Source organism: Pedobacter sp. 05T44, assembly GCF_056395985.1.
This window is the reverse complement of sequence record NZ_JBFTKO010000004.1, coordinates 161,186-182,650: the sequence shown is the minus strand read 5'-3', so window position 1 is coordinate 182,650 and position 21,465 is coordinate 161,186. Positions and strand designations below refer to the sequence as shown.

Sequence of the window (21,465 nt, the reverse complement as noted above, 5' to 3'; positions counted from 1 at the left end):
GTAACTTTATGGCTAAAATAATAACTTAGTTACATGGGAGCTAAAGTCTTTGAACCGGGTGATGACAAACCATTGATGACTAAAGTTGCTGATGGTGATCAGCAAGCGTTCGGGCGGATTTTCGATCATTACAGTGCTAAGGTTTATGCCTATGCTTTTCGGTTTTTAAGATCGCAACAGCTTTCTGAGGATATTGTGCAGGATGTTTTTACCAATATCTGGTTAAAAAGAGACAAACTTCCGGAAATCAATAATTTCGGAGCTTACCTACGGGTTGTTTCCAAAAATCTTACCCTTAATGCGTTGAAAAAATTGGCACTTGACTTTAAGACCAATGAGATAAGTCAGAAGGAGTGGAACGATATTGATAACACAACTGAAAGCGGTATTATGGTTAAGGAAACATTGGCTTTGTTAAACGCGGCCATTCAAAAGTTACCTCCTCAGCAACAGAATATTTACCGGATGTGCCATATGGAAGGGTTGAAACAGAAAGATGTTGCTGAACGCCTCCACATTTCACCGCTGACGGTAAAAGTGCATCTTCGCGAGGCGACCAAAACCATTCGGGGGCTTATGGACAATCATGCAGACTTACCCCTGTTGCTGGTTATTTTATTTCACCTGGCAAAATAATTTTTATTTCGACTACTCCCTTTTTGAATTCCAGTTGTCATCTAATTAAAGGCCTGATGATGTGCCCTGCGAAAAATATATATCCCCATGAATAAGGAACGATTAATGTATTTGTTTCGGAAATATGCCGATCACACCTGTACCAAGGAAGAGCATGCCGAATTTATGGCACTGGTTAACAGTGGAAATGCGGTTAGCGAACTCGATGAATTGATGGATAGTGAATGGGAGAAACATTTTACAGAAGAAGTGTTGGATAAAAACAGTGCCATACAGATTTTTGACCGCGTGGTGGCCTCCGATAAGGATAAAGAAATTGCCCCCTCTTTGAAGGTGATTAAGATAAGGCCTATACTGCGAAGAGTCATATGGGCTGCCGCCCTGCTGGTCATTGGTTTCTTTGTTTTCCTATACCTCACACCTGCTGGAAATAAACGAGTTAATGAAGGTCATTTTACAGCTAATGGCCAAAGTTCTTTAATCACGGAGCGTGCAACTGCTGAACACAGGGGTATTACACTTCCTGACGGAAGTAGGGTTGTGCTTAACAAGCAAAGTACCCTGATATTTTCGTCTCATTTCAATAAAAAAACAAGAGAGGTCTCTTTGATTGGGGAAGGGTACTTCGATATTAAGCATGATGCCAGCCGACCGTTTGTGGTGCATACCGGGAAGATTAAAACAACAGTGCTGGGTACGGCATTTAACATTAAGTACGTTGATCGTGAAAATAATGTCATTGTAACTGTAACCCGCGGTAAAGTGATGGTGCAGAAAGAAAACAAAACGCTGGGAGTTATTCTGCCCGATCAGCAGATTGTTTTTAACCAAAAACAAAATAAATCCGAAGTCCTTGGAGTAGAAGCACGCAGGATTGTAGAATGGCAGGAAAATGACCTGTTTTTTGACGATGTAACCATGGATGATGCGATGGCGCAACTGGCCCGACGTTTCAACATAAAAATAAGGTTTGCCAACGATTATAGTAAGGGTTGTCGTTTTACGGCTACCTTCTTAAAGGGAGAAAGTCTGGATGAAATATTGCAGGTTATAGCTTCATTCAATCATATAGAATATCAAAAAAAGGCAGGGGAAATCATTATCTCCGGTAATGGATGCAAATAATAATTAATCAATTTAATATACCTAAACCATTAACTAAACATTTATGAGAGAAATTTACTACCTGCGTATTTGACGAAAAACTCCCTGTCGCTAAACAGGGAGCTGTTGATTGTTTTTGCTCTAGCGCTAACTGGAGCAAATTGTTATAAACAATTTTTCGAGGATCATTTAAACATTTAAAATTATGAAATTTTCTGCAAAACCAGCAGAGGGTGCTGAAAGCTATTTATGCTTTTCTGCCTCCAATAAGTCGCGATATATAATTCGTCAGATTATGCGTTTAAGCCTAATTATAACTATTTTAATAACCACAACCTTCCAAATCCTGTTTGCTTCCAATATAAAAGCGCAGGGCTCGGCTCAGGTGCAGGTGACCATGGAACTTAAAAATGAGTCGGTTTTATCGGCCATAAAGAAGATTGAGCAACAAACCAATTTTAGGTTCATCTTTAGGAACAGCGATATCAAAGACGCAAAGAACTTAAGCGTTCCTTTAGATACACGGTCTGTTAAAGCTACTTTAAACCTGATTTTAAGGGGAAATGGGTTGACCTTTAGCGAAGTAAACAATAAAATTCTGATTGCCAGAGCAGAAAGTCATGGGATTGCGGGCGAACAGGCCGATGCTAAGGTTACCGGAATTGTACTGGATGATGAAGGTAATCCCTTGTCTGGGGTGACCATTATGGTTAAAGGTGACAATAGTTCCAGTTCTGCAACTGATTTAAATGGCCATTTTAACATTACGATCCCGTCCGACGGAAACCAGACACTGGTATTTAGCTACATAGGTTTCAAAACACAGGAAGTGCCTGTAGGAACCTCAACCTCGCTAAAGGTAACGATGGTTGCTGCTCCGGGAAGTTTGCAGGAGGTAGTTGTTCTGGGGTATTCTGCACAGAAGAAAAGCAGTATTACTGGTTCGGTGGCAACCGTTAGCGGAGCGGAGTTGAGGCAAAGTCCCGCGGCCAACATTAGCAATTCCCTGGTTGGACGCCTGCCGGGATTAATTGCTTTTCAGGGATCGGGACAACCTGGAAGAGATGATTCCAGGTTACTGATCAGGGGAATAAGTTCGCCAACCAACTCATCGCCTTTAATTGTTATTGATGGCGTACCTCAGGAGGCTGTTAATGCAGCAGGAGGTCAGATTAATGCAACGTTGCCGCATATAGATCCTTCCGATATCGAGAGTATTTCTATTTTAAAGGATGCGGGTACAGCCGCCGTGTACGGTGCCAGGGCGGCAAACGGGGTTATTCTAATTACGACAAGACGTGGTGAGAAAGGTAAAACATCATTGAATTATACCTTCAACGGCAGCTGGCAAAAACCAACAAAGTTAGCAGATTTGGTTGACGGCTATCAGTATGCAACACTGTTAAATGAAATGTACACCAATGAAAATAACTTTAATCCTGCTCAAAACAGGGGATATACACCTGAACAATTGGAAGTGATCCGAACAGGCTCAGATCCTGACAGGTATGCAAATACGGATTGGTATAGTGCAATAATGGGAGCCAGTAGCTTTCAGCAGCGCCACAATCTTTCCGTAAATGGAGGGGGAGACAAATCCAGATATTTTGTTTCTGGCGGTTATCTGGACCAAAGGGGGCTCTTTGAAACTTCCGGCTATAAGCAGTATTCATTGAGGTCTAACTTAGATGCCGATATCTCAAAAAGCCTTAAGGTAAGTTTGAACATCAACGCCCGTCTTGAAAAAACAAAGGATCAAACAGCGGGATCTGCCATTACCAGTTTTTACCGTATGATTTCTCCTTTAATCCCCAGCAAGTTTAGTAATGGGGCTTATAACTACATCAGTATTCCGAGTGGTTTCTCTTCTTTGGTTAACGGAAGTCCATATTTAATGTCAAAAGGAGAGGCAGGTTATAGGAACACAGAGCTTAATGTATTGGAAGGTGTAGGTTCGTTAACCTATAATTTTCCGTTTATAGAGGGGCTTAGTGCTAAAGGCACACTTTCCTATAACAGGTATCAAACCTATTTCAAAAATTTCGCGAAGCCATATTTAACTTCAATTAGAAATGATGATGGTACTTATGTGACCAGAATAAATGGATCCATTACAAAAGCCTCTTTGACAGAACGGATGGAACAAAGACAGACTGTATTGGCTGAAGCTTCTTTAAACTATAAAAGAACATTTGGGAGGCATAGTTTAGATCTGCTGGCTTTGTATACACAAACAGAAAATCAGGGAAACTGGCTTCAGGCTTCCAGGGGGAATTATCCTTCAGCTCAGGTTGATCAGATATTTGCAGGAGATCCTGCAAATGATGACAATGACGGTTCTGCCTTTAGAAATGCCAGACAAAGTGTGGTTGGCCGTGCGGCATACAACTTTGCCGAGAAATATTTCCTCGAATTTAGTTTCCGTTATGATGGCTCTGATGTGTTTCCAAAAGATAAAAGATTTGGTTTCTTTCCTTCAATATCCGCAGGCTGGGTGCTAAGTGAAGAATCCTTTCTGAAGGATATCTCTGCAATTAATTTCCTGAAAATCAGAGGATCTTATGGTCAGTTGGGGAACGACAGGATTGGGCAGTTTTTATATTTGAACACTTATACACTGGGAACTGGTCTTGACGGGTACTATATCTTTGGCAATACAAATCTTCAGGCCCTGGTTCCGGGTGTTATTCCTAATGTGTCTTTTACCTGGGAAAAAGCAAATATTACGAATGTTGGATTCGAAACCAGGTTGTTTAATAACCAGCTGGGGTTAACTGCTGATTATTTTTATAAGAGAACAAAAAATATTCTTGGAGATAGGAGTTTCAGTATCCCGGCAACCATTGGCGGTACCTTGCCAAGGGAGAATTTATCTACCATTGACAACAGTGGATTTGAATTCCAGCTGGAACACCAAAATACATTGGGCGCAATAACTTATTTTATTAAACCTAATGTTACTTTTAACCGCAATAAAGTAATTTATATGCCAGAGGCAAGTGGTTTATTGCCTTATCAGAGTTCAATTGGGCAATCCATTTATGTTGCCTCAGGTAACTTAACATCCAATCTGGGCTATGTTGCCGAAGGTTTATACCAGTCTGCAGCAGAAATAGCCAGCGGACCAACACCTCTATATGCCAACGTTGCACCCGGTGACATCAGGTATAAAGACATCAATAACGATGGTAAGATTACAAGTGCCGACAGGACAGTAATTGGAAAGGGGGATTATCCAAGGATGGTTTATGGTATTTCCCTGGGTGGGAGCTATAAAGGTTTTGATTTGAGCATACTTTTGCAGGGTGCAGCTAAAGTGCAGAAGTATATGACGGGTCAGGGAGAATGGGCATTCGCAGGAAATAGCGTGCCATCAGAAAAGCATCTGGATCGTTGGACACCTGACAATACCGACGCCTCCTATCCACGCTTGTTTTCAAACAACTCCAACAACAAAGAAATATCCAGTTACTGGCTAAGAGATGGTTCTTACCTGCGTCTTAAAAACCTGGAATTGGGTTATAACGTTCCGGCAAGCGCATTGCGTGGATTAAAGATTTCAAACGCGCGCTTTTACGTTAGCGGGACCAATCTTTTTACCATTACCAGCCTCAAAGATGTAGATCCTGAATCCTTTGTGTCTTCATTCGGTGCAGAAAGCTATCTGATTCAGAAGTTATTCAACCTTGGTTTAAGTGTTAAATTTTAATCTTCTTTAAAATGAAAAGATATTCTATAATTATATGCCTTTCCTTAATCATCTTTGCTTTTGGGTGTAAAAAGGATTTTTTAAACAGCCAGCCACTTGACAGGTACAGCGACGAAGATGTATTTAAGGACTCTACCCTGACGGGTCTGTTTTTGAATAACCTCTATGCAGGTATTCCTACAGAATTTGCCGGTACAATGCGTGATGCTTTTACTGACCAGCTGTATTCGAGCAGTAACCTAAGTATCTATCAGAATACATTTATTGCCTCAAGTGTGCCGTTCGGCATTCAGAATGCCTATAACAGTGCCTATATTACCATCAGACGCTGCAATATTTTAATCGGTAATATAGATCGCTTGCCGGCAAGTGTTGCTTATAAAAGCAGAACAAGGGATGAAGCCAGGTTTTTGAGGGCTTTGAACTATGCCTACCTGATCAATTACTTTGGTGCTGTGCCGCTGATTACAAAGGCGCAAGACCTCAACGAGAACCTGAATGTGCCGCGTACTTCTTATCAGGATGTTGTCAAATTCATTGTGAGTGAAACAGATGATATTAATAAAGGGCAGTTTCTTGCTTATAAGTATACCGGTGCAAATGTGGGGAGGGTCACTATAGGAGCAGCTCTGGCGCTAAAAAGCCGCGTATTGCTTTATGCCGCAAGTTACGATAACAACTGGCCGGCTGCGTATGATGCCAGTAAAGAAGTAGTTGATATTGCTGGAAAGGCGGGGTACGGATTGTTCGCCAATTATGAAACACTTTTTCATGAGGCCAATGACAATAATTTGGAAGTGATTTTTGATCATCAGTATAAAGCAGATTTCCAGGCTTATCATGTTCATCATTATAATTTGCCATGGGGGCTTGTTCCCCCGGGGCCAAGCGGATTAAATCAGCCTACTCAAAATATAGTGAATGAGTATGAGATGAAAAATGGTAAGTTAATCAGTGAAGCGGGATCGGGCTTTGATCCGGATAAGCCATACGATAACCGGGACCCAAGATTTTATGCCAGTATACTTTACGATGGATCTACCTGGCTGGGCAAGAAACTGGATCTGAAACTGGGATCCGAATACAATCCGACTTTTGCCACATTGGCGACAGGATATGCCCTTCGAAAAATGGAGGAGCCTACATTTGATCCTCTGAATACCTCCAAAAGCTATGGCGGAGGGCAGAATTACATCCTGTTTCGATATGCAGAGATTCTATTGAATTTTGCAGAGGCAGCGTTTAAGCTAGGTAAAACGGAGGAAGCAAGGGGCTATATCAATCAGGTGCGCCGAAGACCCAGCGTAAATATGCCGGAAATTCCTGCTGGCGGGTTGACGATGGAAAAAATTATGCATGAAAGGAATATTGAACTTGCATTTGAAGGCACGCGTCTTTGGGATATCCGCCGCTGGAAAATGGGACCTCAATATCTGGGTTCAGTATTAAAAGGGATTAGTATTATCCAAACCGGATCAGAACCTCGTCAGTATACCGAAACAACGGTTGTACAACGGAATTTTACAGATCGGCTATATCTGTTTCCGATTTACCAGGCCGAAGTGGAGAAAAATCCTGCCTTACTACCCAATAATACCGGGTGGTAAACTAAAAATTCATTTTATTATAAACGATTTTAAAAAAAGTAACCATGAAATATATCACATTAAAAGTATTGTTTTCTACTATCTTATGTCTGACCATCAGTTTCTCCTTTGCTCAGAAGAAACCAGGGTATCTTATTAAGGGGACTTTGACAGACTATCCTTCCGGTAAAGTCTATTTGCAGCATTCCAATAACGATGTTTCCACGATAGATTCATCAACCGTTATAGATCATAAATTCGAGTTTAAAGGCAAGGTTGCTGAACCGATTTTCTGCAAAATTTACATTAAAGATGAAGGAAAAGGAGCGCAGTTTTTACTTGAGAATGCAGAAATTACCTTCAGTGGAAAGAAAGACTCATTGTACTTGGCGAAGATAAACGGAGGTCCCGAAAACACTACTTATATGAGCTTTTACAAAGTAGACTGGAAACCGGTTACAGCTAAGGCAGGGGAGATTTACAAGAGATTAGATAAAGCCAATCAGGGTGGAAAGGTTCAGCTGGATTCTGCCACCAGAACAGCTTTTGATAATGAATTTAAAGCGCTTAACGCGATGAACGACAGCATCATTAACGCTTATGTAAAACGCAACTCAGGTTCTGTTGGAGCTGCGATTGTTATTCTGGAGAGGTACATTAACTATCCTTATTTTGATAATGCAAGGGCACTGATGCCATTACTTAGCGAAAAAGTGAAACGATCTTCATTTGTAAAGCAAATCAATAACGCGCTGATTCTTAATGCTAAAACAGCAGTAGGTCAGCCTGCACCTTTGTTTTCAATGGCTGATAGTGATGGGAAAATGATAAGTCTAACTGATTTCAAGGGGAAATATGTGTTAATCGATTTCTGGGCAAGCTGGTGCGGCCCATGTCGTAAAGAGAATCCTAATGTGGTAAGCGCTTATCGCAAGTACCATGATAAAGGGTTCGAAATTCTTGGCGTTTCCCTGGATACTAAAAAGGATGCCTGGCTGAGTGCTATTAAAGCTGATGATTTAACCTGGAATCATGTTTCAGATTTAAAAGGCTGGGCAAATGCAGCAGCTGCAGTTTATGGAGTAAAATCTGTTCCAGCTAGTTTTCTGATTGGTCCTGATGGAAAAGTAGTGGCCAAGGATCTGAGAGGTGAGGAATTGCATAAAAAGCTGGAATCGATTTTAGCCGGTAAGTAGTTCTTGGTTAGGCATATAGGTGTCATTTTCTTATGGCTAGACTTGTTTTTATGTGTTTTGTTGAATCCTTTCATCGCTTAGTTCTGTAAACACCTCTAATAATAGGGAGAATCACTTCTAAATGTTCTAGAGGATTGCCGGTCTTCCGGCTGAAAAACTGATTGGTAAGAAATTTAAAAGCTTGCATCATTCGCGGCTCACTTAAAAAGACACTGAAAGTGGCACCAGGAGCGCAGATACGAATTAAGTTCAAATCCGCCCGTCTCTGCTAAAAACATCATCAAAGCTTTATAAATCCTGCAAATCCTTGATTTGCAGGATTTTTCTTTTAGTCCGACTATTAAATTTTTCACCTCCCGGATTGTACAACATGAACGCAAATCATCACAATATAGAAACCTTCATAGAATTATCTTTATTAACCCGTACGGATATTCTGACGTTCCAAGGCCTTTTTCCACCGCCATCTACTCTTGGCAACCACGATGTAGCTTCCCGACTCATAAATTCCAAAACTTTGTTTGAATAAACAGAAGGTTTGCCCTCAATTAGTTTTAATTTTCCAATTGTGCCGTTTTTCTCAACTAAGCCCGTAATGATGATCATAGAATCTGTTATCGCAATGGGCTTCCAGTTCTTAAAATCCTGTTCGAGTTTTTTTGTCAATTTTAGAATATCACCCTTAAAAGTAGGACGATAATCAGCAGGACCAAGAAGAGGCTCGGTATTTCCTTCGAATGTGTAAAAATTAAAATGATGCACGAGAGAATCGCGCTGCATTGTTGTTGTCAAGTTGTAAATAACATTGACATCAGTTATTTTTCCGATTCCTTGAAAATTTGTCAGCTTAGCTGTTGTAGGATTTGGGAACGGAAATTTTCCATATTTTTTACGAAACAAATAGAGATCACCATCAAAGGTAAGCGTGTAACGCTCTCCAAAAGTAGGCTGTGGTTTACCCCGGAAAAATATTTCTATTGTTGCTATATCTCTTTTGTCATAGAAAATGACAATATGATCAATGTTCTTATACCGGTCAAAGAATTGTTTAGCTGACGGATTGTAAACATTCACATCAAAGCCCGCTCTTGATATAGTTTGTGCCTGCAGGTGAAAGCCGAAGGCGTATATAAGAATAAATAAAAAAAACATCTTTTTCATAGCCATTATTTTAAGCTCATGGTTGAAGCAAAGAGCGTTTGCTGTCATTTTCATACAGGAAACGTCTGCTGCTAACTAATATTCGTTTCGCTTGTAATATACAGTGGATGAGACATAATCCTGACCTGAAGGTTCCACCACTAAAAATATAAGAAAAAAAATGTGATTTACACTTTTTCATGGCAGGTTTATTCGTGTTTTCTATTTACTTCTGGTTCTCATGAGGGCTCCGCCGTTTTACATCGTTTAACGGCGGCAATGGGTAAGGTTATTTTCTGGTTCCAGGCTTTTTCTTGAACTGGGAAAACAGGTTCTCAAATGCAAGGACTACCCATAGGGCGTGTGCATTGTCTATATCTTTGCCTGAGATCCTCTGCTGAATAATATTCAGGTAACTGGCACTTAGCTTTACGTTCTTGAACACTTCATACCCGGCACCTACGCTGATCCTGTTCTGATCAAATATATTGGGGTTGTTCTTAACCGCTTTTCCAAACTGGATAAAAACCTCTTCGGACACAAAGACCGACAATGGTTTGTCTTTTGAAAGGACGCTGAGCAATGGCTTCTCCAGTCTGATTTGATACCTGGCACGCCAGTTGGGCTGATAGTCCCCGTTATAAGCCAGGTCACGCATCCGGTATTCTAAGCTGTACCTGTTTGAATAATTGAAAAACCTAAGCTTTTGTTCATTCTCCAAACGCGCAGAAACCCGGTATTCCTTAACACCCTCTGGTTTGACATCTTCAGGACCATCATAAAATACATGAGAGTCGAAATAGGCAATTGGTGATAATGAAACCTTCGTATTGGGTGTGAGTTTATAGTTCAGCCAGGGCCATACGCTTATGAAATGCGGAGCTTCAAAAATATTGCCTGTACCTACCGACTGGGTTCTTTTCTGCAGGTAAATTTCCCACTTAAGTTTGCTGTTGATCGTGTCTGCTAAAATGAGGCGTCCCCAGAACACCCCATGGCTATGTTGTTTTTGTGCGTAAATGCTGGTAGATATGGTGGCTATGCATATCAGCAGTAAGAGTCTTTTCAAAGTCTATCAATTTAGTCGACAAAAGAGCTGAATTATTCGCACTTCTCCAAAAGAGCATGATCAAATAATTGTTATTCAATTATTACTCCGAGCAATTGGTCTACAATGGGAAAAAGTGCAACTGCAAAGACTGGGAAGTCATTTTTTCTGTCCATAATTTAGACAGAACTCCCGATGAAATTCTCATGCATTGTAATGAATTTTTAAAAAAGTATAGGGATAAGATTTGAGGTCGCATCAGCTCGGGCTTGTAAATTGTATATTTCACCAAAAGTGACGAAGACCCACGTTCCGCGAAAGAGGTGGCCGCATGCGGAATAATCCCCACCTTAAGAATATTTTGAGTAAATTCAATCGCCACTCAGCTTGGACTTGAAGTTTTTGGAGATCTCATATCTTTGTTGATAGTTAACGCAGGCGGACTCATTTATTTGATCAGGGTGTTTATTAATGTAGTTTCGCCTTTGATTTGCATCAAGATAGAATCTCCTATCATAGCGGGTGTTCCCGCTAGTATCGTTGCGCTACCGATCATATCTTGTTTTATTTTTGATTCTGTAATTAGACCGGTTTCCTTATCAATTTTATTCTTTGAATCCATAATGCCGGACATGTTAAGCCCAAATAAGGGGCTGGAACTTACATCGCTCCCCAACCTTAACTTAGATTTCATACTGACAAGATATTCGTGACTGGTAATTTTATCCATCTTATAAATTGCGTCTATTGCCGGTGATAAGATATCTCCGCCCCCTGCTCTTTGGATCCTCCATGTATCGCCTCCTTTAACTATCTTTTGAGGGTAAATATTCGCATATTGAAGGTTACCACTTTTAATCGCACTGTCTCCGTAAGCTTTAATGAAGTTTTGTGATAACTTGGCTCTCATTTCTTCGGTAAGACCAGCGATACTGGCTGTCACTTTTGAAAACAGTGAATCAGCCCCGATGACTGCCACAATCCGACCAGTATTGGTTACCTTCACCTGATAGGACTGCCCTTTAAGCTTTTCTAATACTGCTGTTGTAGGGGTTTTCAATTGAGTTGTTGGACCACCGTCCACCTCAATATGGACTTTCATGGATTGATATGTGACTTGAAATGTATAAACGCTATCATCTACTGCAAGTACTTCATAACGATTTAGACCTTGTGAAGTTGTGGAAGTACTCATTTTCCTTCCTGAAACTGTTTGAGTGATGGTAGATTTTAAAACAATGCGCTGTTCATACTTCTGACCTTTATTGAGTTTAATCAGAATTCTTTCAGGAGGAGTTTTACAAGCGAAAAGAATGGTTGAGGTCAGGACCAGTAGTGTTAAATTTTTCATGAGGAGTTAATTGGATGATAAGATAAGAAAATTCCAACTATCACAGCCCCAAAAATTGATTTTCTTTTATTAGCGGAAGAGCTAAGTGTACATTTCGCTAAAAGTGGCTCTTCCCCAATTTTGGTGGTGGAATAAAACGTCAACTCGCATCAGGCATTAAAAGATGCTTTTCGAACTTAATAAAGATCTATCTCGGAGGAAGGAAATAGGAAAATCGATTTAACCACCAAAATTGGGGAAGAGCCGGATATATTTCTTCTGTTTATTTTATGTTTTTGCTAAAAATATTAGTAATTTTGTGGTTCGATTTTTACGTATGGAAACACCGATATTAGATGAAAAGTACTATTTCAAGCCCTCAGTACCTGTTAATGAATTGCCTGGGGATGGCAATCTTGTAATTAATACCAGTGTAAATCCGGAAGAAAAGTATGTGATTAATGTTGCCGAATATCGTTCGCTGCGTAATGCGATAATAAAGCATCTTTTGACTTTTTATGACCGGGTGGATTACTGTGATGCAGGAGATATCAATACTTACTTATCTATCAGGGGCTATAAAGGGCATCAACTGTTCACCTATGTGTTTTATGTTGAGGAATGGCACTGCTACCAGCATACGGGTGTGTTTCAGGAGATGATAACGCAATATTTAGCCTGGGGAATAGCTGATTATCATCGTAACGATTCTGGCATGTTATTCCAGAGGATTAAAACGACACATCCTGTTACTCAATATTCGGTCTTGAGGGATGAAGGGGATAAAGTTTAAAGCTGCGCTTATGGTGATGAGGGTAGGGTGGCTATGATTAGTCAGGGCAGCTTGAATGGTATTCATATTTATGTTAATGGCTTTTATCTGTATTATGGGTAAATGGGGAGTGCATTGGAGATAGCCAACTGAGAAAAGTGTGACTAAGGAGCGATACGGTCTCGACGATACTGAGGCAATAGTGGACAGATTGCGTGATGCAGGATGGATGGAATGACAGGGGACTTAAAGCTGTTTCCTTTCATCAATAATCTCCAGCAGTCTGTCTAATCTCCATCTTACCGGTTCTTTAATCCGTTCTTGCGTTCCTGTGCGAAGAATTGTTATTTGTTTATCCGGAAATATATATTAAGCAACTTTAATTAATCATGGTATTTGAAATCTTACATCTGTTAGAAACTCCTTATCGGTTAGCGTTTTTAAAAAAGCGATAATTTTATGTTGATCACTACTGGATAATGCAAGACCTAAAGTGCCGTTATGTCGTAACTGTTCATCTAAGTGAGTATTGCGCTTTACGCCATTTGCATAATGTGTTAGAACATCTTCCAGTGTAGCAAACCTACCATCGTGCATGTAAGGTGCAGTAACTTCTATATTTCTTAAGGAGGGTACACGGAATTTCCCAACATCTGTTGCCAGGTGTGTCGAACTGTCTCTTCCACGGTCAATTGATACCAGGTCCAACCCAGTGTTACGATAACTCAGATCTGTAAATAAGGGCTCTTTATGACAGGCACTGCATTTTTGCCTAAACAGAATATAACCATTTTTCTCATCAGTTGTGAAAACACCTCCTTGTTCGTATCTCCTATACTTATCATAACGTGAATTAGCCGAAACGAGCATAGACATGAATTGAGTAAGTGCATTCAGCAGTCTTGCCGAATCGATATCTACAGAACCATACGCATTCCGGAAAAGATCAGTGTAATGACCATTCGCCCTCAGTTTTTCTACGGCGCCTGCCATGCTGTTTGCGATTTCGCAAGGATTTATAATTGCGTTATGCGATGACAATTGGAACAGTTTGACGCGGCCATCCCACATAAACTCCTTTTGCCAGGCCAGATTGAAAAGTGCAGGCGTATTTCTTGTTCCAGAGCATTGCTTAAAGCCTTGGCTTACATGTTTATTTTGATCTGAAAAAGCGGAAAATGACTGATGACAGCTCGCGCAAGAAATGGAATTGTCTATCGACAACGCACGGTCATAAAAAAGAATCCTGCCAAGTTTAAATCCTGCCGGAGTTACAAAGTGCTGATCATACTGGCTCCCAGGTTGCGGGAAATTTGGGGGAACAGTAAATTTAAGCTGAACTTCTTTTGCATCGTAATTAACTTTGATTGGCCGGATATTATACGCTACCAGAAAAAGAACGAGATTAATAAAGGCTATAATACCGAAAATCTTTGTTTTTGCTTTCATTCAGCGGAGAATCCATTATAAGAGTATGTAAATAGCATTTCATTGTGGCTTGTAATTATTTTCATACTGTTGTTTCTGATTCAGGTGATTGCTGACGTTTCAGTTCGGTCTCGGCAGCAGACTTGAGAATGTACCGGTCGATATAAAATGTACCGAATGGAATAATGCATGCAATCAGGACTTTCCAAGTGGTATGTTTGAACTTCCAGTGCTGTTCGACGCCCACACTAATGGTGGTAAAAATGAACCAAAGAAAAAGGACGCCGTGTACGGGTCCCATAGTTTTAACCATGAGCGGTTCATCCGCCCAGTATTTGAGCGGCATCGCCACACCAACCAGTAGTAGTAAAGAAATACCTTCAAGATAACTGATTAGTCGTAAGCGGCCCACCTGTGTTTTGAAAATTTGATCGATGAAGTGCATAGTGAAAATTTTAAGATTTGAAAAAATATAATTATCGTTCAGAATGTGCGCAAATAAGGTCTCCCCGCCAACGGTGAGAATGGCCATGGAATGGCAATGAATATAATCACCAGCGCAGCCGTGAACCAGCGCAGCATAGTTTGATATTTTGCGCTGTCTTCTTTCAAACGTTTGGTTTTTGCAGATCCAATGGTAATGATGAGGATAGCTAATATCATCGTGGAAATATGAAAGTACTTGAAGAAGATCTGTTCATTCACTACCTTATCAGGACTACCAAATGTTTGGTAAAGCACGGCAGGACTTTGCACATAAATCGCCATTCCGATTAATAACTGTATGTGCGCGATAGTCGCTGTCCAATGTCGGATAGCATTGGCTTTTGGGGTGAAAGCCTGCTTCCGGGATAATCCGCGATATGCAGTGATTATGGCGTATATCAAACTGCCTAATACAAACCATCGACTAACTGAATGAAAAACAAGGAGGGTATAATACATATAATGGTTAGGTTATTATTTGAAATTATTAACTAAATGAAAGGCAATTAATGCATCAGCTATTTTGATGTTTGGCGATTTTGGGCTTTCATACGGCCGGCCAAATCCTGCAATGCTCCGCCATCGTATACATTTTTAAACCCCTTGATTTCAACACCTGTACCGTCAGAATGCTTCTTACCCCATGAGAACAACAGGTAATAACCGGCCTGCGCTGATCGAATCCAGCTAATGAAATAGTTTCGATGCTATTCAATGGTATATTTATAGTGCCATTGATATGCCCTGTTTCAAATTCCGAAACACTTCGGACATCCGGGATTACTGGATTTTGGGAAAACAGATTATCCATCCTGTTATCAGTTTTTGATGAACTGAAAATTTTATAGATGCCAAATACGGTTAAAAGCATGATGAGGAATACAAAATATTTCATATTACATTATTTTTAAAGTCACTAAATAAGACATACTGGATGGTATGTTCTAAGCCAAATTTATTCTTTTCCATAGTTCTCTATTACCGTCAAAAAAACCTTATTCGCGTTGAGTTAAAAAAAAGATACCATTTAGTATGTTTTACAAACATATTAAAACATATCCCACTTATAATATATCACTAAGTCATTTCACCGTCAAAACATTTATCCCTAGACAGAGGTGAGTCATATGCCTATTTGTTTTTGATTCTTTTGTTTTAACACAATTGGAGGCAATTTTGTCGCTCCCTACTTTTACTTATTGATGACAGAAAAAAACAGAGAATCTCAATAAAAGGTATCTATCTTTGCGACATACTAATCAGTATGTTTATGTCAAAAGCAGAAGTGACAAGATCAGATATTCTCAGAAGAGGGCTTGAGTTAATTTACAAGCAGGGTTATCAGTCGACAAGTATCGACGATATCCTAGCTACAACAAAGGTTACCAAGGGCGCTTTTTATTACCATTTCCGAAACAAAGAGGAAATGGGCGTAGCGCTGATCAGTGAAGCGATGCAAGATGAGATTTGGCCACATATAGAAAAGTCTCTTTCAGCTGGCTCTGATTTCAGGGACAATATTTACGAAATGATCAATGGATTGCTTTTTGAACATCCCTTTATGACGGTCGAGCATGGTTGTCCCGCGGTGAACCTTATTCAGGAGATGGCGCCTTTGTCTGAAGCATTTCGGACGGCTTTGATAAAGTCGTTAAACAAATGGAAACGAGCTATCGAAGCGGAGATCATAAGAGGTCAACAGGCAGGTCAGCTGGGCATGGCACATGATGCCAAGCAGATTGCATTGAATGTAATAACCCTTTACCATGGCGTGAGAAATATGGGTAAATTATTGGGTAAAACCTACTATACTTCATTTCTGAATGAGTTTCGAAGATACCTAGATACTTTGGAATAATTTTTTGAGTAAAAACATACCAAATAGTATGTTATAAATGATACCAATTATGATCAAACAATTTGCATACTCAAAAACATACCAAATGGTATGTTTTGCCTGCCCCAATCAATTTTTGTTACAGCTTTTCTTCGATGCATTCATGTTCTGGATGATTTGCCATTCTCTGATGCTAACACGACCAACCATCACAACCCTATTCTTAAACTAATGCAACAAAGAAATTATAAATCTCTTATATGGGTGCTAACCCTTGCTATCAATGGTCTAATCGCGCTGGCCTTTTTCTTACCCAAGATTTCTTCATTGAAGGGATACGATTTTTCAAAGCTTCCACTGCTCAACGCTATATTAAATGGCCTGACCTTTTTTTCTTTGATGATTGCGCTATTTGCGATACGTCATAAAAAGATACCCCTGCACCGAACATTTGTATTCCTTGCGTTTTCATTTACATCCTTGTTTCTGTTTTCGTATCTGCTTTATCATTTTTCCACGCCTTCTACTAAATATGGCGGCGACGGGATACTGAGGGGAATTTATTTTTTTGTTTTGCTTACCCACGTTTTTCTGGCTGCGCTGATCGTATCTCTTGCGCTATTTACAATGGCATTCGGATTAAACAATCAGATTAACCGGCATCGTAAAATTGCCAAATGGACGATGCCAATCTGGTTGTATGTCAGTTTTACGGGTGTTCTTGTCTACTTACTTATTTCGCCTTATTACCACCATTAAACATGATAGCAATACCCATGATCCCGCAAAAAATATCGGTGAAATTTGGCTCACCATTCATTTTATCACACATTTCTAATTTATCAAATCAATTCTTTATGAAAAAAAATCTGTTACATGGAATGATAATTCCAGCTATCATATTTTCTTCCTGTACACTGGGGAACCAACAGGCACAGAACACGACTGTACCTGAAGTTCCTGTGACAATAGTAAACCAGACCGATGCGGTGGTTTATACAGAATACCCGGCAAAACTTGAAGGGCAGACCGATGTGGAGATTCGCTCGCAAGTCAAAGGAATCTTGGAAAAAATATTTGTAGAAGAAGGTGCTTATGTCGAAAAAGGAACACCGCTTTTCCAGATTGACACCCGCCCATACCAGGAAGAATATAACAATGCCCAGGGCGAATTATTGGCTGCCAAGGCAGACGTGGCAACGGCAAAAATCGAAGTAAAAAAACTTACGGCGCTCGTGCAAAATAAAGTGGTTTCTCCATATCAACTACAAACTTCACAGGCGGCTTACGATGCGGCGGCCGCTCGTGAAATCCAAGCGCTGGCAAAAGCTGGAAATGCGAAAATCACTCTGGGTTTTGCAACAATCAAAGCTCCGGTAAGCGGTTATATTGGTCGCTTTGGTAAGAAAACCGGCAGCCTGGTTGCCCCATCAGATACGCAACCATTATCTTATCTATCTGATAACACGGAAGTACATGGTTATTTCTCTGTTGGTGAAGCTGACTTTGTTGCCTTTAAAGATGGTTTGAAGGGCACCTCTATCGGAGAAAAGTTAAAAAATACTTCAGCAGTAACCATGGTGCTTTCCGGTGGTATTACTTATCCACAACCCGGCAAATTAGATATGGTGGATGCCGCATTCGATAAATCTACTGGGGCAATCACTCTGCGGGCAACCTTTCCCAACAAACAAGGTTTGCTTCGATCTGGGAATTCAGGCCGGATTAAACTAGGGCTTAAACAAGCTGGCGTAGTTGCAATACCTCAGGCAACAACATTCGAAATGCAGGACAAAATTTTTGCATATATAGTTGATCAAAGCAATAAGGTCCGACAAGTAGCTTTAACCATTTCCGGTTCAATTGGAAATACCTATTATATCTCCGATGGTCTAAAGACAGGTGACCGTCTAATATTAAAAGGACTGGAATCCCTCAAAGATGGCATGTCTGTTAAACCTGAAAAATCTAACGAAAACCTGGCTAGCAATTAAGCCCTAATTATTAAATCATGTTAAAAGTTTTTATCGATAAGCCGGTTATCGCCACGGTGGTTTCCATTATGCTGGTAATTCTCGGTGCGGTAGGCCTTATGGATCTACCCATACAACAATTCCCTGATATAGCCCCACCTGTTGTACAGGTATCAGCCAATTATCCCGGCGCAAATGCGGAAACAATGGTACGCGCTGTAGCGCCACCATTGGAGGAAGCAATTAATGGGGTCGAAAACATGACCTATATGAGTTCCACTTCGAGTAACGATGGAACCTTAACCATTTCAGTTTATTTTAAGTTAGGTACTGATCCTGACCAGGCGGCTGTAAATGTACAAAACCGCGTGTCATCAGCAACCGGACTTTTACCACTGGAAGTGGTTCAGGCTGGTATCACTACTCAAAAAGTACAGAATTCACTCATTATGGCAATTAACCTAATGAGTGAAAAGCCTAAGTTGTATGATGCAACTTATCTTACTAACTATGCGCAAATCAACGTTATTCCTGAGCTTAAACGTATACAAGGAGTTGGGCAGGTAACACTGTACGGTGGCAACAGGGATTACTCCATGCGAATTTGGCTTAAGCCAGCACAAATGGCCACTTACAATATCACCCCAACCGAGGTGATGGCAGCTGTCAAAAGCAAAAACCAGGAAGCCGCTCCTGGAAGATTCGGAGAGTCAAGCGACCGCTCTTTTGAATACGTCCTTAAATATTCAGGAAAGTATACCAAACCAGAGGAATATGGGAATATGATCATAAGATCAAATCCTGATGGGAGTATGTTAAAACTCAAGGACGTCGCTAAGGTTGAATTGGGTAGCTATACTTACAATTCGCTAAACACAGTAAACGACAAACAAAGTATTCTGTTCCAGGTTATACAATTGCCTGGCTCCAATTCAAGGGAAATACAGACCAAGGTTGCTGAATTTCTAAAAAAAGCGGAGAAGGATTTCCCACCGGGAATTAAACAGCAAATACTTTACAATACAAAGGATATGCTGGATCAATCCATCGATCAGGTCAAGCATACTCTGATTGAGGCATTCATCCTCGTTTTTATCGTAGTATATATATTCCTGCAGGACTTCCGGTCAACACTAATCCCCGCAATAGCTGTCCCTGTGGCTCTTATTGGCACCTTCTTCTTTATGTCTGTCTTTGGATTCTCCATCAATCTTCTGACCTTATTTGCCCTTGTATTAGCCATCGGCATTGTCGTGGATGATGCCATCGTGGTTGTCGAAGCAGTGCACTCCAAGTTAGAGCATCGGAACATTACTCCAAAGAAAGCCACCATGGCCGCCATGCATGAAATCACAGGTGCGATCATTTCAATTACCTTGGTAATGGCGGCTGTATTTCTCCCGGTTGGCTTTATGAAAGGCTCAGCAGGTGTATTTTACCGGCAGTTCGCGTTTACTCTTGGAATTGCTATTGTCATATCTGCATTGAATGCACTAACCCTGAGCCCAGCATTATGTGCCTTATTATTGAAAGATGTGAATCATGATCACCACGAAAAACCAACAAGCTTCAAACAGAGATTCTTCTTTGCTTTCAATAAAGGATTTGAAAATGTAACTGGTAAATATGTGGGAGCGGTAAAAAAAATGATCAAGTTTAGGTGGGTTAGTCTTGGAGGACTCGTACTTATAGTTCTAATTACTGGATGGCTTATTCGCAGAACACCTACAGGTTTTATTCCGTCGGAAGATTTAGGGTTTATCGCTATATCGGTGAATCTTCCGCCAGGTTCTTCTATGAACAGAACACAGGCAATTCTTGATGAAGCGGCTAATAAAGTGAGAGATATGAAAGCAAAATTTGCCTTCAACGAAGTCGCAGGTTTTAATGTACTAACAAATTCAACAAGTCCATCCTCTGGCGTTGCCTTTTTCAGAATGAAAAAAGATGGCGAACGTGGTGAAATTAACGATGTCGGTGCAAATATTGCTGAATTGCAAAAGCGCCTTGCCACTATTAAAGGTGCACAAATTTTCGTGTTTTCTTTTCCGACGGTGCCGGGGTTCAGCAATGTTGATGCACTTGATTTAGTTCTGGAGGATAAGGCAGGCGGTAAGTTGGATAAATTTGGTGGAGTTGCGAACCGCTTTATTACCGAATTAATGAAACGCAAAGAAATCGCTGTTGCGTTCACCACATTTCGTGCAGACTATCCCCAATATGAGATGGTCCTTGACCATGAAAAGATCGAGCAACTCGGGGTTGATGAAAAAGATGTGTTAAGCACGATGCAGTCCTATTTCGGTAGTGCCCAGGTTTCAGACTTTAATCGATTCGGTAAATATTACCGGGTCATGGTACAGGCAGATAAGGAAGAACGTGCAGATCCAGCCTCCATGAATGAAATTTATGTAAAGAATAAAACAGGTGACATGGTACCTGTTAATACAATCGTAAGGTTGAAGAGGGTATACGGACCCGAAGCGATTACCCGTTATAACCTTTTCAATTCAATAGGCGTGAATGCCGTGCCAAAACCTGGTTATAGTACTGGAAATGCAATTCAAGCAGTTCGAGAAGTAGCCGCAAACATGCTGTCCTCAGGTTATTCCTATGAGTTTTCCGGAATGACGAGAGAAGAAATCTCTTCTGGCGGCCAATCGGTGATCATTTTTATCCTCTCATTACTATTCGTGTACTTCTTATTGTGTGCCCAATATAACAGTTATATTCTTCCTTTGGCAGTAGTATTTTCCGTGCCTACTGGTATTATCGGAGTTTTCATCGCAATTGGTATAACGGGCATTGATAATAATATCTACGTCCAGGTAGCTCTTATTATGTTAATCGGACTGTTGTCAAAAAATGCTATTCTAATCGTGGAATTTGCAGCGCAGCGCAGACATGCTGGTTACACACTGGTGGAATCTGCACTGGGGGCTGCTAAACTTCGCATTCGTCCGATTATTATGACATCAATTGCATTTGTGGCAGGTATTACCCCTATGATGAGGGCTACCGGTCCATCCGCCATGGGCAACCACTCCATCAGTATCGGTGCGGCCGGAGGTATGGTAAGTGGGGTCGTCCTGGGACTATTTATTATACCGGTTCTGTTTGTAGTATTCCAAGCCTTGCATGAAAAAGTCACTAGCAAGAAGGTTCATTCGGAACCCAAGCCTGAACAGGTATTCGAAGCTGAAGCAATCAACTAAAAAGC

The 21,465-nt window shown here is 40.6% G+C and carries 17 protein-coding genes; 10 read left to right on the top strand and 7 right to left on the bottom strand.

All coding sequences use genetic code 11. From position 1 onward, the window contains the following. Positions 1-33 precede the first annotated feature (33 nt). From AC1DDK_RS09420 to AC1DDK_RS09400, 5 genes are all read left to right on the top strand, one after another. Complete coding sequence (locus AC1DDK_RS09420) at positions 34-636, top strand: RNA polymerase sigma factor (protein ID WP_337714921.1); 603 nt, start codon at positions 34-36, stop codon at positions 634-636. An 87-nt stretch (positions 637-723) separates the two neighbouring features. After that, positions 724-1,761: a FecR family protein gene (locus AC1DDK_RS09415; protein ID WP_337714920.1), complete on the top strand. Its 1,038-nt coding sequence runs from the start codon at positions 724-726 to the stop codon at positions 1,759-1,761. Between the two features lie 184 nt (positions 1,762-1,945). Next, positions 1,946-5,449 (top strand): TonB-dependent receptor, encoded by a 3,504-nt coding sequence (locus AC1DDK_RS09410; RefSeq protein ID WP_288880006.1) that lies wholly within the window; start codon positions 1,946-1,948, stop codon positions 5,447-5,449. Positions 5,450-5,460: 11 nt separating this feature from the next. Beyond that, positions 5,461-7,056, top strand: a complete 1,596-nt coding sequence (locus AC1DDK_RS09405) for a RagB/SusD family nutrient uptake outer membrane protein (RefSeq protein WP_288880004.1) — start codon at positions 5,461-5,463, stop codon at positions 7,054-7,056. 44 nt (positions 7,057-7,100) lie between these two features. Continuing rightward, entirely contained in the window at positions 7,101-8,231 is a 1,131-nt protein-coding gene (locus AC1DDK_RS09400) for a TlpA disulfide reductase family protein (protein ID WP_288880002.1), read from the top strand. A 384-nt stretch (positions 8,232-8,615) separates the two neighbouring features. Here AC1DDK_RS09400 and AC1DDK_RS09395 read toward each other — a convergent pair whose 3' ends face one another. The 3 genes from AC1DDK_RS09395 to AC1DDK_RS09385 all read right to left on the bottom strand — a co-directional run bounded on the left by AC1DDK_RS09395 (position 8,616) and on the right by AC1DDK_RS09385 (position 11,770). Beyond that, a complete protein-coding gene (locus AC1DDK_RS09395) occupies positions 8,616-9,392 on the bottom strand; it encodes a hypothetical protein (protein ID WP_288880000.1) in 777 nt (258 codons plus the stop codon). Positions 9,393-9,660: 268 nt separating this feature from the next. Further along, on the bottom strand, positions 9,661-10,440 hold the full coding sequence (locus tag AC1DDK_RS09390) for a DUF2490 domain-containing protein (RefSeq protein ID WP_337714918.1): 780 nt from the start codon (positions 10,438-10,440) through the stop codon (positions 9,661-9,663). Between the two features lie 427 nt (positions 10,441-10,867). After that, the gene (locus AC1DDK_RS09385; RefSeq protein ID WP_288879997.1) at positions 10,868-11,770 is read right to left on the bottom strand and encodes a DUF6263 family protein; all 903 of its coding nucleotides are present in this window, start codon (positions 11,768-11,770) and stop codon (positions 10,868-10,870) included. 316 nt (positions 11,771-12,086) lie between these two features. Here AC1DDK_RS09385 and AC1DDK_RS09380 point away from each other — a divergent pair, with 316 nt between their 5' ends. Continuing rightward, positions 12,087-12,542 (top strand): hypothetical protein, encoded by a 456-nt coding sequence (locus AC1DDK_RS09380; protein WP_288879995.1) that lies wholly within the window; start codon positions 12,087-12,089, stop codon positions 12,540-12,542. 366 nt (positions 12,543-12,908) lie between these two features. On the opposite strand, the gene AC1DDK_RS09375 is transcribed toward AC1DDK_RS09380, so the two are convergent. The 4 genes from AC1DDK_RS09375 to AC1DDK_RS09360 all read right to left on the bottom strand — a co-directional run bounded on the left by AC1DDK_RS09375 (position 12,909) and on the right by AC1DDK_RS09360 (position 15,330). Further along, on the bottom strand, positions 12,909-13,970 hold the full coding sequence (locus AC1DDK_RS09375) for a cytochrome-c peroxidase (RefSeq protein ID WP_337714916.1): 1,062 nt from the start codon (positions 13,968-13,970) through the stop codon (positions 12,909-12,911). Positions 13,971-14,031: 61 nt separating this feature from the next. Next, positions 14,032-14,394 carry a DUF3817 domain-containing protein gene (locus AC1DDK_RS09370; RefSeq protein WP_216854498.1) on the bottom strand — a complete coding sequence of 121 codons (363 nt, stop codon included), beginning with the start codon at positions 14,392-14,394 and terminating at the stop codon, positions 14,032-14,034. A gap of 38 nt (positions 14,395-14,432) precedes the next feature. Next, on the bottom strand, positions 14,433-14,894 hold the full coding sequence (locus AC1DDK_RS09365; protein WP_172663378.1) for a hypothetical protein: 462 nt from the start codon (positions 14,892-14,894) through the stop codon (positions 14,433-14,435). An 88-nt stretch (positions 14,895-14,982) separates the two neighbouring features. Further along, positions 14,983-15,330: a rhodanese-like domain-containing protein gene (locus AC1DDK_RS09360; RefSeq protein ID WP_337714914.1), complete on the bottom strand. Its 348-nt coding sequence runs from the start codon at positions 15,328-15,330 to the stop codon at positions 14,983-14,985. 375 nt (positions 15,331-15,705) lie between these two features. Here AC1DDK_RS09360 and AC1DDK_RS09355 point away from each other — a divergent pair, with 375 nt between their 5' ends. The 4 genes from AC1DDK_RS09355 (at position 15,706) to AC1DDK_RS09340 (ending at position 21,460) form a co-directional block, all read left to right on the top strand. Continuing rightward, positions 15,706-16,293, top strand: a complete 588-nt coding sequence (locus AC1DDK_RS09355) for a TetR/AcrR family transcriptional regulator (protein WP_172663376.1) — start codon at positions 15,706-15,708, stop codon at positions 16,291-16,293. Between the two features lie 210 nt (positions 16,294-16,503). Further along, positions 16,504-17,031: a DUF420 domain-containing protein gene (locus AC1DDK_RS09350; RefSeq protein WP_172663375.1), complete on the top strand. Its 528-nt coding sequence runs from the start codon at positions 16,504-16,506 to the stop codon at positions 17,029-17,031. A 2-nt stretch (positions 17,032-17,033) separates the two neighbouring features. Beyond that, positions 17,034-18,266, top strand: coding sequence for an efflux RND transporter periplasmic adaptor subunit (locus AC1DDK_RS09345; RefSeq protein WP_288879984.1), 1,233 nt, complete (start codon positions 17,034-17,036; stop codon positions 18,264-18,266). A 17-nt stretch (positions 18,267-18,283) separates the two neighbouring features. Continuing rightward, positions 18,284-21,460, top strand: a complete 3,177-nt coding sequence (locus AC1DDK_RS09340) for an efflux RND transporter permease subunit (protein ID WP_337714912.1) — start codon at positions 18,284-18,286, stop codon at positions 21,458-21,460. Positions 21,461-21,465: the final 5 nt, after the last annotated feature.

Bases quoted from the DNA above. Each gene is read 5' to 3' on its own strand.
- AC1DDK_RS09400 (WP_288880002.1), top strand. From the start codon at position 7,101: ATGAAATATATCACATTAAAAGTATTGTTTTCTACTATCTTATGTCTG.
- AC1DDK_RS09355 (WP_172663376.1), top strand. From the start codon at position 15,706: ATGTCAAAAGCAGAAGTGACAAGATCAGATATTCTCAGAAGAGGGCTT.
- AC1DDK_RS09420 (WP_337714921.1), top strand. From the start codon at position 34: ATGGGAGCTAAAGTCTTTGAACCGGGTGATGACAAACCATTGATGACT.
- AC1DDK_RS09350 (WP_172663375.1), top strand. From the start codon at position 16,504: ATGCAACAAAGAAATTATAAATCTCTTATATGGGTGCTAACCCTTGCT.
- AC1DDK_RS09375 (WP_337714916.1), bottom strand. From the start codon at position 13,970: ATGAAAGCAAAAACAAAGATTTTCGGTATTATAGCCTTTATTAATCTC.
- AC1DDK_RS09380 (WP_288879995.1), top strand. From the start codon at position 12,087: ATGGAAACACCGATATTAGATGAAAAGTACTATTTCAAGCCCTCAGTA.
- AC1DDK_RS09370 (WP_216854498.1), bottom strand. From the start codon at position 14,394: ATGCACTTCATCGATCAAATTTTCAAAACACAGGTGGGCCGCTTACGA.
- AC1DDK_RS09410 (WP_288880006.1), top strand. From the start codon at position 1,946: ATGAAATTTTCTGCAAAACCAGCAGAGGGTGCTGAAAGCTATTTATGC.
- AC1DDK_RS09365 (WP_172663378.1), bottom strand. From the start codon at position 14,894: ATGTATTATACCCTCCTTGTTTTTCATTCAGTTAGTCGATGGTTTGTA.
- AC1DDK_RS09340 (WP_337714912.1), top strand. From the start codon at position 18,284: ATGTTAAAAGTTTTTATCGATAAGCCGGTTATCGCCACGGTGGTTTCC.
- AC1DDK_RS09415 (WP_337714920.1), top strand. From the start codon at position 724: ATGAATAAGGAACGATTAATGTATTTGTTTCGGAAATATGCCGATCAC.
- AC1DDK_RS09395 (WP_288880000.1), bottom strand. From the start codon at position 9,392: ATGAAAAAGATGTTTTTTTTATTTATTCTTATATACGCCTTCGGCTTT.
- AC1DDK_RS09385 (WP_288879997.1), bottom strand. From the start codon at position 11,770: ATGAAAAATTTAACACTACTGGTCCTGACCTCAACCATTCTTTTCGCT.
- AC1DDK_RS09360 (WP_337714914.1), bottom strand. From the start codon at position 15,330: ATGAAATATTTTGTATTCCTCATCATGCTTTTAACCGTATTTGGCATC.
- AC1DDK_RS09405 (WP_288880004.1), top strand. From the start codon at position 5,461: ATGAAAAGATATTCTATAATTATATGCCTTTCCTTAATCATCTTTGCT.
- AC1DDK_RS09345 (WP_288879984.1), top strand. From the start codon at position 17,034: ATGATAGCAATACCCATGATCCCGCAAAAAATATCGGTGAAATTTGGC.